The sequence below is a fragment of the Micromonospora sp. NPDC005205 genome, assembly GCF_040608275.1.
GTDB lineage: Bacteria > Actinomycetota > Actinomycetes > Mycobacteriales > Micromonosporaceae > Micromonospora.
Genome location: NZ_JBEXHV010000005.1, coordinates 261308 through 275485 on the forward strand (window position 1 = coordinate 261308; position 14178 = coordinate 275485).

The 14178-nt window shown below is 71.5% G+C and carries 16 protein-coding genes; 12 read left to right on the forward strand and 4 right to left on the reverse strand.

What is annotated here, in order from left to right; translation table 11 throughout:
- Window positions 1-16: 16 nt before the first annotated feature.
- Window positions 17-562 carry a GNAT family N-acetyltransferase gene (locus ABZU43_RS12790; RefSeq protein WP_355006675.1) on the reverse strand — a complete coding sequence of 182 codons (546 nt, stop codon included), beginning with the start codon at window positions 560-562 and terminating at the stop codon, window positions 17-19.
- Between the two features lie 38 nt (window positions 563-600).
- Window positions 601-1011, reverse strand: coding sequence for a hypothetical protein (locus ABZU43_RS12795; protein ID WP_355006676.1), 411 nt, complete (start codon window positions 1009-1011; stop codon window positions 601-603).
- A gap of 323 nt (window positions 1012-1334) precedes the next feature.
- Here ABZU43_RS12795 and ABZU43_RS12800 point away from each other — a divergent pair, with 323 nt between their 5' ends.
- From ABZU43_RS12800 to ABZU43_RS12825, 6 genes are read left to right on the forward strand one after another with little or no spacing between them, the layout of a single operon-like run.
- Entirely contained in the window at window positions 1335-1637 is a 303-nt protein-coding gene (locus ABZU43_RS12800; protein ID WP_030335444.1) for an urease subunit gamma, read from the forward strand.
- A complete protein-coding gene (locus tag ABZU43_RS12805) occupies window positions 1634-1981 on the forward strand; it encodes an urease subunit beta (protein WP_355006677.1) in 348 nt (115 codons plus the stop codon). The genes ABZU43_RS12800 and ABZU43_RS12805 overlap by 4 nt, the downstream gene beginning before the upstream one ends.
- Window positions 1978-3681 carry an urease subunit alpha gene (locus ABZU43_RS12810; RefSeq protein WP_355006678.1) on the forward strand — a complete coding sequence of 568 codons (1704 nt, stop codon included), beginning with the start codon at window positions 1978-1980 and terminating at the stop codon, window positions 3679-3681. The genes ABZU43_RS12805 and ABZU43_RS12810 overlap by 4 nt, the downstream gene beginning before the upstream one ends.
- Window positions 3681-4373, forward strand: coding sequence for an urease accessory UreF family protein (locus tag ABZU43_RS12815; RefSeq protein WP_355006679.1), 693 nt, complete (start codon window positions 3681-3683; stop codon window positions 4371-4373). The genes ABZU43_RS12810 and ABZU43_RS12815 overlap by 1 nt, the downstream gene beginning before the upstream one ends.
- Window positions 4363-5163 carry an urease accessory protein UreG gene (gene ureG, locus ABZU43_RS12820; protein ID WP_355006680.1) on the forward strand — a complete coding sequence of 267 codons (801 nt, stop codon included), beginning with the start codon at window positions 4363-4365 and terminating at the stop codon, window positions 5161-5163. Before ABZU43_RS12815 ends, ureG begins: the two co-directional genes overlap by 11 nt.
- Window positions 5163-5879 (forward strand): urease accessory protein UreD, encoded by a 717-nt coding sequence (locus ABZU43_RS12825; protein ID WP_355006681.1) that lies wholly within the window; start codon window positions 5163-5165, stop codon window positions 5877-5879. The genes ureG and ABZU43_RS12825 overlap by 1 nt, the downstream gene beginning before the upstream one ends.
- A 219-nt stretch (window positions 5880-6098) precedes the next feature.
- On the opposite strand, the gene ABZU43_RS12830 is transcribed toward ABZU43_RS12825, so the two are convergent.
- Window positions 6099-6563 carry a MarR family winged helix-turn-helix transcriptional regulator gene (locus ABZU43_RS12830; protein WP_355006682.1) on the reverse strand — a complete coding sequence of 155 codons (465 nt, stop codon included), beginning with the start codon at window positions 6561-6563 and terminating at the stop codon, window positions 6099-6101.
- 96 nt (window positions 6564-6659) lie between these two features.
- Here ABZU43_RS12830 and ABZU43_RS12835 point away from each other — a divergent pair, with 96 nt between their 5' ends.
- From ABZU43_RS12835 to urtE, 6 genes are all read left to right on the forward strand, one after another.
- Window positions 6660-7742 carry a substrate-binding domain-containing protein gene (locus tag ABZU43_RS12835; RefSeq protein ID WP_355006683.1) on the forward strand — a complete coding sequence of 361 codons (1083 nt, stop codon included), beginning with the start codon at window positions 6660-6662 and terminating at the stop codon, window positions 7740-7742.
- 421 nt (window positions 7743-8163) lie between these two features.
- The gene (gene urtA / locus ABZU43_RS12840) at window positions 8164-9408 is read left to right on the forward strand and encodes an urea ABC transporter substrate-binding protein (RefSeq protein WP_355006684.1); all 1245 of its coding nucleotides are present in this window, start codon (window positions 8164-8166) and stop codon (window positions 9406-9408) included.
- Between the two features lie 75 nt (window positions 9409-9483).
- Window positions 9484-10371: an urea ABC transporter permease subunit UrtB gene (gene urtB, locus ABZU43_RS12845; protein ID WP_355006685.1), complete on the forward strand. Its 888-nt coding sequence runs from the start codon at window positions 9484-9486 to the stop codon at window positions 10369-10371.
- The gene (gene urtC, locus ABZU43_RS12850) at window positions 10368-11555 is read left to right on the forward strand and encodes an urea ABC transporter permease subunit UrtC (protein ID WP_355006686.1); all 1188 of its coding nucleotides are present in this window, start codon (window positions 10368-10370) and stop codon (window positions 11553-11555) included. The genes urtB and urtC overlap by 4 nt, the downstream gene beginning before the upstream one ends.
- A complete protein-coding gene (urtD, locus tag ABZU43_RS12855; protein ID WP_355006687.1) occupies window positions 11552-12385 on the forward strand; it encodes an urea ABC transporter ATP-binding protein UrtD in 834 nt (277 codons plus the stop codon). The genes urtC and urtD overlap by 4 nt, the downstream gene beginning before the upstream one ends.
- Complete coding sequence (gene urtE / locus ABZU43_RS12860) at window positions 12385-13077, forward strand: urea ABC transporter ATP-binding subunit UrtE (RefSeq protein ID WP_355006688.1); 693 nt, start codon at window positions 12385-12387, stop codon at window positions 13075-13077. Before urtD ends, urtE begins: the two co-directional genes overlap by 1 nt.
- Window positions 13078-13092: 15 nt before the next feature.
- On the opposite strand, the gene ABZU43_RS12865 is transcribed toward urtE, so the two are convergent.
- The gene (locus tag ABZU43_RS12865; RefSeq protein ID WP_355006689.1) at window positions 13093-14127 is read right to left on the reverse strand and encodes a LacI family DNA-binding transcriptional regulator; all 1035 of its coding nucleotides are present in this window, start codon (window positions 14125-14127) and stop codon (window positions 13093-13095) included.
- Between the last annotated feature and the right edge of the window lie 51 nt (window positions 14128-14178).

Below are 14178 nucleotides of genomic sequence, written 5' to 3' on the forward strand. Positions count from 1 at the left end.
CCGGCGCCACCACCGCCTACAGGTCCATCGCGTAGACCCGGACCTGGCGGCCCGTGTCCGGTTGCACGGTCTCCCGCTCCAGCGACATGCCCAGCTTGACCATCACCCGCGCGGACGCCTCGTTGCCGACGACGTGAATGCTGACCAACCGCCGCAGGTCGAGCGTGGCACGAGTGTGGGCGACAACGGCCTGGGCAGCCTCGGTGGCCAGGCCCCGACCCCAGTACGCGCGGCCGAGCCGCCAGCCGATCTCCACAGCCGGCATGATCTCGGGCAGGAAGCTCGGCACCGCCAGTCCGGTGAAGCCGGCCAGCTCCCCGGTCTCGCTGATCTCGACCGCGTACAGGCCGAAGCCGTGCTCGTCCCAGTGTCGCTGATAGGTGGCCACACGCTCCGCTGTCGCGGCCCGGTCCAGGGTGCGGCCGTGATGGATGTAGCGCATCACCTCGGGCTGCGCGTTGACCGCTGCGAACCCGTCCAGATCATCGCTGCGCATGCGGCGCAACAGCAGCCGCGCGGTCCTGAGGGACGTGGCGTCGAGAGGGCTCGTCAGGTCAGGCACGCTCCCTTCTAGCATGCCGCCGCGCACGAGGCGATCGGTTATCTCGCGGCGGGTCGTCCGGCGAACCGCTGGCCGACCCGCCGCGCCGCGAGGCTCACCACGGTGCTGCCGGCCGCCATCCCGACCAGCACCAGAATCCCCCCGACCACCCACAGCCCGCTGTCGTCGGTCCCGGCGGCCCGCCACGACCAGACCGCCGTGAACGCCACGGTCATCACCGGCACCACCAGCCACGGGCTGAGCCGCGTCCCGGCGAGCGCGGCCAGCAGCACGAGCGTCAACACACAGCCGATCACCTGCCACGGCTCGTACGGGCCGCTGCTCGCGCCGGTCTGCGCGTCGACCGTGTACCGGGTGTCCCAGCCCAGCCAGAGGAGCCACGTCCCGACCGTGGCCGCAGCCAGGAACAGAACACCGAGCAGTGCGCGCGTACCCCTCGTCGCCGTCATCCGGTGATCATCCCCTGCCTGCTGCCGCACGGGAACACGTACCCGTACCGGGCCGTGTGCCGGGCCGATCCCCAATGGACTGTTGCCTCGGTCGGTGGCGATCCTCTACGGTCTGCTCAGCGGTGGGCGGTGCGGTCCGCATCCGACCCGACACCGCCGGATGCCCGTCGTGCGGGCCGGGATGGTGGAGTCCCGGGTCGCCCCGTCGGCGGTGGCCCGGCGGTCGTGTGACTCCCAGCTCGTCCCCTCGGGTCCTGGTGCCCGGGTGGCTCCGCGTGGAGCCGACGGCGAGCCGGGGCACGCCGACCCACCGGGAGAGCCCCGTGTTCCTCAGCCCGCACGAGCAGGATCGCCTGCTCGTCCACGTCGCGGCCGATGTCGCCCGCGCCCGCCGCGAACGCGGCCTGCGCCTCAACTACCCCGAAGCCGTCGCGGTGATCACCGCGTTCCTCCTCGAAGGGGCCCGCGACGGGCGGTCGGTGGTCGACCTGATGTCGGCCGGCCGGGCGGTGCTGGGCCGCGACGACGTCCAGGACGGCATCCCCGAGCTGCTGAGGGAGGTGCAGGTGGAGGCGACGTTCCCGGACGGCACCAAGCTCGTGACGGTGCACCACCCGATCCCGTGATCCCCGGGGAGATCCTGCCGGCGGCCGACCCGGTCGAGATCAACGTGGGTCGTCCGGTGACCACGGTGCTCGTGGTCAACACCGCCGACCGCCCGGTGCAGGTCGGCTCGCACTACCACTTCGCCGAAGCCAACCCGGCGCTGTCGTTCGACCGCAGGGCGGCCTGGGGGCAGCGGCTCGCCGTCCCGGCCGGCACCTCCGTCCGGTTCGAGCCGGGCATCGACCGCAGCGTCGAGCTCGTACCACTTGGCGGCGCACGTGTCGTGCCGGGCCTGCGCGCAGAGTGCGCGGGACCGCTGGACCCCTCGCCGCACGCGGTCACCGCCGACGGGTCGCCGCGGTGAGCGCCGTGCGGCGGGACCGCTACATCGACCTGTACGGTCCGACGACCGGTGACCGGATCAGACTGGCCGACACGAACCTGCTGATCGAGGTGGAGACCGACCACTGCGTGGGCGGCGACGAGGCGGTCTTCGGCGGCGGGAAGGTGATCCGCGAGTCGATGGGGCAGTCCCGTGCCACCCGCGCCGAGGGGGCACTGGACACCGTCATCACCGGCGCGGTGGTGCTCGACCACTGGGGCGTGGTCAAGGCCGACGTGGGGCTGCGCGACGGGCGCATCGTGGCGCTCGGCCGGGCCGGCAACCCGGACACCATGCCCGGTGTGCACCCCGACCTGGTCATCGGCCCGTCGACGGAGGTGATCGCGGGCAACGGGCGGATCCTCACCGCCGGCGCGGTCGACACCCACGTGCACTTCATCTGCCCGCAGATCGTCACCGAAGCGCTGGCCAGTGGCATCACCACGATGGTCGGCGGCGGCACCGGGCCGGCCGAGGGGACCCGCGCGACAACTGTCACCCCGAATGCCTGGCACCTGGCCCGGATGCACGAGGCCCTGGACACCATGCCGGTCAACGTGCTGCTGCTCGGCAAGGGCAACACCGTCTCCAGCGAAGCGCTGTGGGAACAGTTGCGGGCCGGTGCGGGCGGTTTCAAGCTGCACGAGGACTGGGGCACCACACCGGCGGCGATCGACGCCTGCCTGCGGGTGGCGGACGCGTCCGGGGTCCAGGTGTCGATCCACACCGACACGCTCAACGAGGCCGGATTCGTCGCGGACACCCTGCGCGCGATCGGTGGACGGGCGATCCACTCGTACCACACCGAGGGAGCCGGTGGCGGGCACGCACCGGACATCATCACCGTGGCCAGTGAACCGAACGTGCTGCCGTCGTCGACCAACCCGACCCGGCCGTACACCGCGAACACCCTGGCCGAGCACCTGGACATGCTGATGGTCTGCCACCATCTCAACCCGTCCGTGCCGGAGGACCTCGCCTTCGCCGAGAGTCGGATCCGACCGTCCACGATGGCTGCCGAGGACCTGCTGCACGACCTCGGCGCCATCTCGATCATCGGCTCCGACGCGCAGGCCATGGGCCGGGTCGGCGAGGTGATCATGCGGACCTGGCAGAGCGCCCACGTGATGAAGGACCGGGTCGGCGCACTACCGGGTGACGGGCCCGCCGACAACCACCGGGCCCGACGGTACGTGGCGAAATACACCATTTGCGCCGCGATGGCCAACGGCCTGGAACGGGAGATCGGCTCAGTCGAACCGGGCAAGCTCGCCGACCTGGTGCTCTGGGACCCGGCGTTCTTCGGGGTCCGGCCGCACCTGGTACTCAAGGGCGGCATGATCGCGTACGCCCAGATGGGCGACGCCAACGCCTCGATCCCGACACCGCAGCCGATGCTGCCGAGGCCGATGTTCGGGGCGTACGGCGCGGCGGCGGCCGCCACCAGCCTGGCCTTCGTGGCCCCGGCAGCCCTGGACGCCGGGCTCCGACTGGACGTGCGTCGCCGGGTGGTGCCGGTGAGCGACGTACGGTCGCGGGGCAAGGCCGACCTGCCGGAGAACAACGCGATGCCGCACATCGAGGTGGACCCGGACACCTTCACGGTGCGGATCGACGGGCAGGTGGTGGAGCCGGACCCGGTGACCCGGCTGCCGATGGCCCAGCGGTACTTCCTGTTCTGATGGCAACGCCGAGCCTGCTGTTGCTGTTGGCCGACGGACGTTTCCCGGCCGGGGCGCACGCGCACTCCGGTGGTCTGGAGGCGGCCGTCGCCGCCGGCCGGGTCACCGACCTGGCCTCGTTGGAGGCGTTCCTGGCCGGGCGATTGGCCACCGCCGGTCTGGTCGGCGCGGCGTTCGCGGCAGCCGCACACCGGGCGGGGGCGCCGGCTGAGTCCGCCGCTCGGTCGGACGCGCTGGCTCGGCTCGACGCGGAGCTGGACGCGCGTACCGCCGCCCCGGCGTTGCGGGCGGTCTCGCGCCGACAGGGCCGGGCGCTGCTGCGGGCCGGGCGGGCCATCTGGTCGGACGCCCCGTTCGCCGACCTGCCCGCGACGCCCGGTGGCGCACACCAGCCGCTGGTGCTCGGGCTGCTCTGCGCCGCGGCCGGGCTGTCCCGCGTCGAGACCGCCACGATCGCCGCGTACGGGACGCTGACCGGGGCGGCCAGCGCCGGCGTACGTCTGCTCGGACTCGACCCGTACCAGGTCCAGGCGCTGCTGGTCGGCCTGGCCGAGGCCTGCGACGGCACGGCCGCCGACGCGGCGCGGGCCGCCGATGATCCACCGGAGCGGCTGCCAGCCGCCGCCGCCCCACTCGCCGACATCCATGCCGAGATCCATGCCACCTGGGAGGTGCGTCTCTTTGCGTCCTGACACCGTTGTGCCGAGCGCTGTGCCCGCCGTCGAACCGATCACGCCGCCGCCGGGCACGCCGACGGCGGCCATCCCACCCCACGACGAGACCGTTCCGCACACCCATCCGGAGCCGGGGGTGGACCCCCATCCGCCGTTGGCGCGTGCCGGCCGTGCCCTGCGGGTCGGCATCGGCGGCCCGGTCGGCTCCGGCAAGACGGCCCTGGTGGCCGCGCTCTGCCGTGCCTTCGCCGACGAGTTGCGGCTCGGCGTGGTGACCAACGACATCTACACGACCGAGGACGCCGACTTCCTCCGGCGGGCCGGCGTGCTGGACCCGGCGCGGATCCGCGCGGTGGAGACCGGCTGCTGCCCGCACACGGCGATCCGCGACGACATCGGCGCCAACCTCGACGCCGTCGACGAACTGGCCGATATGGTCGGCCCGTTGGACCTCGTCCTCGTCGAGAGTGGTGGGGACAACCTGACGGCGACCTTCAGTCGAGGGCTGGTCGACCGGCAGATCTTCGTGGTCGACGTGGCGGGCGGGGACAAGGTCCCCCGCAAGGGCGGCCCGGGGGTCACCGCCGCCGACCTTCTCGTGATCAACAAGACCGACCTGGCCCCGATGGTGGGCGCCGACCTCGCCGTCATGGATCGTGACGCGCGGGCCCGGCGCGGCGACCTCCCGACTCTCTTCCTGTCCATCGTGGGAGACCCCACCGCCACGTCCGTCGCGGACTGGATCCGGCACGAGTTCGCCCACCACGCCGCCCTGCACCCGCTCGCCGTACCGGCGGAAACGGCCTGATGCGAGCGCTCGCCCGGCTGGTCGCCCGGGCCGACGGGCGGGGCGGCACGGCCCTTGTCGAGCTGCACGGCGAAACGCCGTTGCTGCTGCGCCAGACCCCGACCGACGGTGGTGTCGCCACTGTGCACCTCGTCGGCGGGGCGGCCGGGCCACTGGCCGGCGACGATCTGCGCCTGGAGATCGAGGTCGGGCCGGGCGCGGCCGTGCGGGTGCACAGCGTCGCTGCGTCGATCGCCCTACCGGGCCGCGTGGGTGCCGTCTCCCGGATGGCGGTGCGGGCGGTGGTGCACGCCGGGTCCACGCTGCACTGGCTCCCGGAACAGTTGGTAGCGGCGGCTGGCTGCGCGCACCTCGCCGAGTCCCGGATCGAGTTGGCCGCCGGTGCGAGCCTGCGGTGGCGCGACGAGCTGATCTGCGGCCGGTACGGCGAGGCGCCCGGCAGCGCCGTCGTGCACACCCAGGTCGACTACGCGGGTCGACCACTGCTGCGGCAGTCCCTCGCGGTGGGACCGCACGCGCCGGGCTGGGCCGGCCCGGCGGTGCTCGGCGGCGCCCCGGCCACGGGATCGCTGCTGGTGGTCGACTCGTCGCGACCCGCCGAACCTCCATCGGCCGAGGGCAGTGTCGCCCGGCTGCCGTTGGCCGGCGGCCCGGCGACCCTGTGGACGGCCACCGCTCCCGACGCGCACACCCTGCGCGCCCACCTCACCGGCTAGGAAGCCCAGTCGGTCCGCCTGGTTCCCCGGGGCCGATCTGGAGGCGGACACTGCGGAGAGCGTGATGTCTGTGAGTCATCACGATGACTCACAGACATCACGCTCTCGGGCGGGTGCCGCGTGTGGCCGGGCAGCGTTCGCGGCTGAGTGGGGTGTCGCGTCGGGAGCAGGGTGAGACTGCGGCTCGCCCAGAAGTTCGGTCGGTGAGCCGGGGGCGGCTCAGCGGTGGGGACCGGACGCGTCGGCGTGTTCCCGTGGCCGGGCCGGGTCGAGACGGCCGACCAAATCGTCGATCTGGCTCACCAGGTCAGCGGCGTGCGGCACGCCCAGTTCGGCGATGCTGGCTCGGACCCGCTCGTCCAGGCGGGCGTGCTCGCGGCGGCCCCGAGCGGTCAGGTACGCCCGAATCCGTCGGCGGTCGATCGGATCGATCCGGCGGAAGACGAGGTTGCGGTCGACGAGTTGGTCGACCAGCTTGGTGAGGGTGCCCGGCGGCAGCGACGCCTCGATGGACACCTCGCTCATCGGGTGACCCTGGCCGTCGGCGAGCAGGCAGAGCACCCTCCACGCCTCGATGCTGATCGCGTCGTCGGCCAGAACGGCGCCCAGCCGGCGGGAGAGCAGCCGTTCGGCGCGGGTGAGCGAGCGCAGCAGGTCGGCTGGCGCCCCGGGCACGTCTGACATGAAACTCCCTGGTCCGGTGGCCCTGTCATGGTAGCGAGTCGTCCCGGTCAGTGGTGAGCGCTGGTCTTCCGTCGTAGGCCGGGCAATCATGTGCTCATGTCCGCGCCGGCACCGCCGTGGCTGACCGTCGACCCTGCCGTGGTCAGCATCGCGCTTGTCTATCCGATGCGCGGGCCGGCCGGCATGTTCGGCCCCACCTGTGAGCTCTGCGCGCAGCTCGCGGTCGAGGAGATCAATAGGTGCGGTGGCGTGCTGGGCCGGGAGGTCCGCCTGGTGCCTGTCGACGGTGGCGCACCGCCGGCCGAGGTGGCCGCCGAGGTCGAGGCGTTGGTGTCGGTGGGGGCGGTGCAGGGGGTGACGGGGTGGCACATCTCCTCGGTGCGCCAGGCGTTGGCGCCCCGCGTCGCGCACCGGGTGCCCTACGTCTACACCGCACTCTACGAGGGCGGCGAACGCACCGAAGGTGTCTTCCTGACCAGCGAGACGCCCGATGCCCAGTTGTGGCCCGCGATGCGGATGCTCGCCGCGGAACAGGGGGTGCGCCGCTGGTTCGTGGTGGGCAACGACTACGTGTGGCCGCGCCGTACGTCGCGGGCCGCCCAGCGGTACGCGCTGCGCGGCGGCGGGCAGTTGGTGGGCCGGCACTTCCTGCCGTTGGACGCGCACGACTTCACCGAGGTGTTACGCCGCATCGAGCACAGTGACGCGGACGCGGTGTTGATGCTGCTGGTCGGTGCCGACGCGGTGCGGTTCAACAGGGCGTTCGCCCGATCCGGCCTGGATCAGCGCTGCCTGCGGCTGAGCACCCTGATGGACGAGAACATGCTGTTGGCCAGTGGTGCCGGCGCGACTCGAAGGCTTTACAGCACCGCCGGCTTCTTCGCCGGTCTTGTCACGCAGGAGAACCTCGACTTCCACGGCGAGTTCGCGCGGCGCTTCGGCGTGGAAGCGCCGCCGCTGGGCAGTCTGGGGGAGTCCTGCTACGAGGGCGTCATGCTGCTCGCCGCGCTGATCGGCCAGGCCCGCACCCTCGACGTACGGGCGATCGAGACGGCCGCGGACACGGTCGCTTACCACGGGCCGCGTGGGCGGTTACGGCTGCGTCAGCGGCACGTCCGGCAGCGCATCTACCTGGCCGAGGCCGACGGGCTCGACTTCACTGTGCTCGCTCAGCTCTGAACCGGGCACGGCAGTCGGTCCACCCGACTCTTGACAGCGCCACCCGATCCCGTCCTAAGATGCTTCCTGCGTGAAGTATCTGGCCGAGGAGTCAGATCTCACCATTGCGTGCCCACCGTTGGCGGATTCGCCGTCGACCAATGTGGTGGCACTTATCCCTGCGTCTTTCCGAACGGCCGGCACCGTTTCCTCCCCAACGGTGTCGGCCGCTTTTTTGTGTGCGACTCGACGGTCCCTCGGAAACAGTCAATTAAGGACCGGGAAACACGCGCGCAATCATGCCGGTCAACGCTTTCCCTGCCCATATCCGAGCCGGTGCCCTGCGCGGCGTCCACCCGTCGATCTCGGCACCGCCCACGTCAGCTCCATCGGACCGCACCGACCGTCCTTTCGCCACTTGACTGCACCGCAGGGAGAGTAGATGTCATTATTCCGGGGCCGCCGCATCCTGGCGGGTGCCATGACCCTGGTCGCCGCGGCCGCGATGACCGCGTGCGGCAGCAAGACCACCGACGAGGGTGGCGCGACCGGCGTCACCGCCGACGTCTCCGGCGACACCGTCAAGGTGGGCCTGCTCAACTCGCTCTCCGGGACCATGGCGATCAGCGAGGTCACCGTCCGCGACTCCATCATGCTCGCCGTCGACGAGATCAACGCGGCCGGCGGTGTCCTCGGCAAGAAGATCCAGCCGGTCGGTGAGGATGGCGCCTCGGACTGGCCCACCTTCGCGGAGAAGGCCGAGAAGCTCATCTCCGAGGACCGGGTGGCGGCTGTCTTCGGCTGTTGGACGTCGGCCAGCCGCAAGGCGGTCAAGCCGGTGTTCGAGAAGAACAAGGCGTTGCTGTTCTACCCGGTGCAGTACGAGGGACTTGAGCAGTCGCCCTACATCTTCTACACCGGAGCGACGACCAACCAGCAGATCGTTCCCGGGCTGGACTATCTCAAGTCGCAGGGCGCGAAGTCGGTCTATCTGGTCGGCAGTGACTACGTGTTTCCGCGGACCGCAAACAAAATCATCAAGGCGTACGCGGCCGCGAACGGGATGACCGTGCTGGGTGAGGATTACGCGCCGCTGGGCTCCACCGAGTTCGGCACCATCGTGAACAAGGTCAAATCATCCGGCGCGGATGCGGTGTTCAACACGCTCAACGGTGACAGCAACGTGGCCTTCTTCAAGGAGTACAAGTCGGCGGGCCTGAGCGCCGCCGCGATGCCTGTGGTGTCGGTGTCGATCGCCGAGGAAGAGGTCAAGGGCATCGGCACCCAGTACCTGGAGGGCCAGCTGACGGCCTGGAACTACTACCAGACCACCCCGGGCGCGGCGAACTCGAAGTTCGTGGCCGCGTACAAGGCGAAGTACGGCGCGGACAAGCCGACCAGCGACCCGATGGAGGCCGCGTACGTCGGCGTGCACCTGTGGAAGGCGATGGTCGAGAAGGCCGGCGCCTTCGACGTGGAGAAGGTCCGCGCCGCCTCGGACGGGATCACCTTCGACGCTCCGGAGGGCCTGGTCACCGTCGACGGCAAGACCCAGCACATCGCGAAGACCGCCCGGATCGGCAAGATCGGCGCGGACGGCCTGATCACCGAGGTGTGGAACTCCGGCAAGCCGGTCGCACCGGATCCGTACCTCAAGACCTACCCGTGGGCGAGCGGCCTGAGCTGACGACGCCGGCCCGGGCGGAACGCGTTGCCGCGCGCTCCGCCCGGGCCACCCGACCAGCAGTTCGGAGTACCCACCGTGACAGTCCTCTTCGGTCAACTCTTCACCGGCATCAGCATCGGCGCGGTGCTGCTGCTCATCGCGCTCGGCCTCGCGCTGACCTTCGGCCAGATGAACGTGATCAACATGGCGCACGGTGAGTTCATCATGGCTGGCGCGTACACCACCTACGTTCTGCAGCAGAGCATCACCGGCGCCGGCCTGTCACTGGCGGTCGCGCTGCCGGTGGCGTTCGTGGTCGCCGGCACCATGGGTGTCCTGCTGGAGGTGCTGCTCATCCGCCGGCTCTACGCCCGCCCACTGGACACCCTGCTGGTCACCTGGGGTGTGTCACTGATCCTGCAACAACTGGCCCGGGACATCTTCGGCAGCCCGAACGTGCAGACCCGTGCGCCCGAGCTGCTCACCGGCAACGTGGCGCTGCCCGGCGGGGTGACCATCGCCAACAACCGGCTGTTCATCCTGGCCCTGGCGTTGGCCGCCGTCGCGGCGCTCACCCTGGCGCTGCGACTCACCCCGCTCGGACGCCGTATCCGCGCGGTGGTGCAGAACCGCGACCTCGCCGCCGTTTCCGGCGTCGCCACCTCCCGGGTCGACCGGACGACCTTCTTCCTCGGCTCCGGCCTGGCCGGGCTCGCCGGGGTGGCCCTCACCCTGCTCGGTCCGATCGGCCCGACCATGGGCACCAACCTGATCATCGACGCCTTCCTGGTCGTCGTGGTCGGCGGGATCGGCCAGCTCAAGGGCAGTGTGATCGTCGCCTTCGCCCTCGGCGTGCTCCAGGCCACCGGGGAATACCTGACCACCCTCAGCGTCGCCAAGGTGATCGTGTTCGTGGCGATCGTCGCGTTCCTCCAGTGGCGGCCACAGGGCCTGTTCACCCTGCGGACCAGGAGCCTCGCATGACCGCCGTCACCCCCGCGCCACCCAGCACCGCCGTCCGCCCGGCGCCTGCGGGCGCCGTACCACCGGGCCACCCCGCCGGTCGCTCGCGGCTACGGACCCTGGCCGGCTTCGCCTTCGGCGCGGCGCTGCTGTTCGCCGTCGCCCCGCTGGTGTTGTCGGACTTCCGGCTGGCACTGCTCGCCAAGTACCTCTGCGTCGCCATGGTCGCGGTCGGCATCGGGATCGCCTGGGGCCGGGGCGGGATGCTCACCCTGGGCCAGGGTGTCTTCTTCGGCCTCGGCGGCTACGCGATGGCCATGCACCTCAAGCTCGCCGACGCGGGCCCGGGTGGGATGCCCGACTTCATGCAGCTGTACGGGCAACTCGACGAGCTGCCGCTATGGTGGCGGCCGTTCGCCAGCCCGTGGTTCGCGCTGCCCGCCACGGTGCTGCTGCCGATGGCTGTCGCCTTCGGGCTCGGCTCGCTGGTCTTTCGCCGCCGCGTCCGCGGCGCGTACTTCGCCATCCTCAGCCAGGCGCTCGCCGCCGCGATGGTGATCCTGCTGATCGGCCAACAGGGCACCACGGGTGGCACCAACGGGCTCACCGACATCAAGGGCTTCTTCGGCTACGACCTGGACGACCCGGTCAACCAGCGGATGGTGTACTTCATCATCGCCGGAACGCTGCTGGCGTTGCTCGCGCTGACCCGTCAGCTGATCCAGAGCCGTTACGGCGAACTGCTGGTGGCGGTCCGCGACGGTGAGGAACGGGTCCGCTTCCTGGGCTACGACCCGGCGTCGGTCAAGCTTGTGGCGTACGTGGTGGCGGCGGGCATGGCCGGGCTGGCCGGGGCGCTTTTCGTGCCGGCGGTGGGCATCATCTCGCCCGCGCTGATCGGCATCGTCCCGTCGATCGAGTTCGTCATCGGCGTCGCGGTGGGCGGCCGGGCGACGGTGCTCGGGCCGGTGCTCGGCGCGGTGGCGGTGGCCTGGGCGCGTACCGCCCTCTCCGAGCGTTTTCCGGGCACCTGGACGTACCTTCAGGGATTGCTCTTCGTGGTCGTGGTGGCGTTCCTCCCCGGCGGCCTGGCGTCGCTGTGGGCGTTGGCCCGCCGCCGTGACGTCGCCGCGCGGCCGCTGCGGCCCGGCTGGCTGTCGCTGCGTCGACGACGCGCCGAACGGACGGAGGTGCCTGCGGCATGAGCGAACGCACCGAGCGCAGCGAGGGCCGTGAGCGCATGCCCAGCCAGCACAGCATGAGCGGCGAGCGGTTGGACGGACTGTCCGTCCGTGACGTGCGGGTCAGTTTCGACGGCTTCACCGCCGTGGACGGCGTCTCGTTGGAGGTGCCCGCCGGCGACATCCGGTTCCTGATCGGGCCGAACGGCGCCGGTAAGACCACACTGGTCGACGCGATCACCGGCCTGGTCAGGGCCAGCGGCTCGGTCCGGTTCGGTGACGAGGAACTGCTCGGCCGGCCGGTGCACCGGATCAGCCGGCTCGGCATCGGGCGGACCTTCCAGACCTCGACGGTCTTCGAGGAGCTGTCGGTGTTGCAGAACCTCGACATCGCGGCGGGCGCGCGGCGCAGCTGGGCGACCCTGTCCCGCCGCCGACGGGGCGTGCCTGACGAGATCGCCGCGGCGCTGGAGACGATCGGTCTGGCCGAGCGGACCGCGGACCTCGCCGGGACGCTCGCGCACGGCCAGAAGCAGTGGCTGGAGATCGGCATGCTGCTGGTGCAGGACGCGCGGCTGCTGCTGCTCGACGAGCCGGTCGCCGGGATGAGCCATGAGGAACGCGACGCCACCGGCGTGCTGTTGGAGAGGGTGAGCCGGGATCGCACCGTCGTCGTGATCGAGCACGACATGGACTTCCTGCGTCGGTTCGCGCGCAGCGTCACAGTGCTGCACGCCGGCCGGGTGCTCAGCGAGGGTACGGTCGCGCAGGTCCAGGCGGACCCGCGCGTGCAGGAGGTCTACCTTGGCCACCCGGTCGACGCCGGGTCGGCCCGCACCGGCCGGGAGGCATGATGCTGACGCTGCGTGGGGTGCACGCCGGGTACGGGCGTTCCCGGGTGCTGCACGGGGTCGACCTGGCGGTCCCGCCCGACGGGGTCGCCTCCGTGCTCGGGCACAACGGTGCCGGCAAGAGCACCCTGCTGCGGGTCGCGGCGGGGCTGCTGCGGCCGAGTGCCGGCACCGTGGAGTTGGACGGCGAGGACGTCACCCGCGCCGGGCCGCACGAGCGGGTGGCGCGGGGAATGGCGTACGTCCCGCAGGGTCAGCAGTGCTTTCCGCACCTGACCGCGGCGGAGAACCTGCGGCTGGTCGCCGACGGCCGGCGCGACGGCGCGGTGGCGACGGCGGAGGTGCTGGATCTGTTTCCGGCGTTGCGCCCGCTGCTGCGGCGGCGGGCCGGGTTGCTCTCCGGTGGTCAGCGCCAGCAGTTGGCCATCGCCCGCGCCCTGATCACCCGGCCGCGGCTGCTGATGCTCGACGAGCCGACCGAGGGCATCCAGCCGTCGGTGGTCGCGGAGATCCAGGAGCGGATCGTCGAGTTGACCCGGCAGTCCGGGTTCAGCGTGCTCCTCGTCGAGCAGCACCTGGGTTTCGCGCTGCGGGTGGCGGACCGCTACCACGTGCTGGAGTCCGGTCGGGTCACCTCGTCGGGCGACGGGGGTGTCACGGCCGAGCGGGACGTCCGGGCGGCCCTGGCCGTCTGATCGGGGTGGCGTCGGTCAGCTTCCCGGCGCGGGCCCGGTCGAGTCGCGGACGACCAGCAGGTGCCCGGTGGGGCGGCGGCGCGGGCGTGTCGTGCGCGGCTTGAGTGCGAGGGTGAGTGCCGTGCGACCCATCTCGGTCATCGGCAGGCGGATGGTGGTCAGGCTGGGTGCCAGGTCGGCCGCCACGGAGACGTCGTCGAAGCCGACCACGGACATCCGCGCGGGCACCGGCACGCGGCGGGACCGCAGCGTCGACAGCACACCCATGGCCATCGCGTCGTTGAGCGCGATGATCGCCGTCGTTTCGGGATGCTCGTTGAGGATCTGCTCGGCGGCGGCGCGCCCCCCGCCGCGGGTGAAGTCGCTGTGCACGACGGCGAGGTCGGCGGGGGAGCGCCCGCGCTGCCGCAGGGCCGACGACACACCGGCCAGCCGGTCGGCGACCGTGGTGAGGCCGGCGCTGCCCGCAGCGACAGCGATCCGCCGGTGACCGAGATCCATCAGGTGCTGGGCGAGGGCGTGACCGCCGGCCTCGTTGTCCGGTAGGACGGCGTCGACGCCGAGCGTGTGCCGTCCGATGGCAGCGGCCCGTCCGCCGTGGTCCTGGAACGCGGCCAACTCGGCGCGGGCCGCGCTCTCCATCCGGGGGTCGTCGTAGCCGGAACCACTGATCAGGACGATGCCGACCCGCTGGGCGATCAGGTGGCGCAGCTGTTGCAGCTCGTAGCCGGGGTCGCGGCCGGACTGGCAGATCTGCACCAGCAGCCCCTGCTCGGCGGCGAGTTGGATGACTCCGGCGGCGATCTCGGAGAAGTACGGGTCGTCGATCTGGTGGACGATCAACCCCACCGTGGAGGTGGCCCCGCTGGCCAGGGTGCGGGCGTACGGGTTGGCGACATAGCCCAGCTCACCGGCGATCTGCCGGATCCGGTCGGCGACCTCGGCGCTGACCCCCTCGCGGCCGGCGAGCGCTCGGGAGGCCGTCGCCAGCGAGACGGCAGCGTGTTCGGCGACGTCCACGAGGCGCGGCCGTTGGCTGGCCCTGGGCATCGGCAACCCTCCGAAGACATCCATGTCACCCGATCTGTTGCGATCGGCACC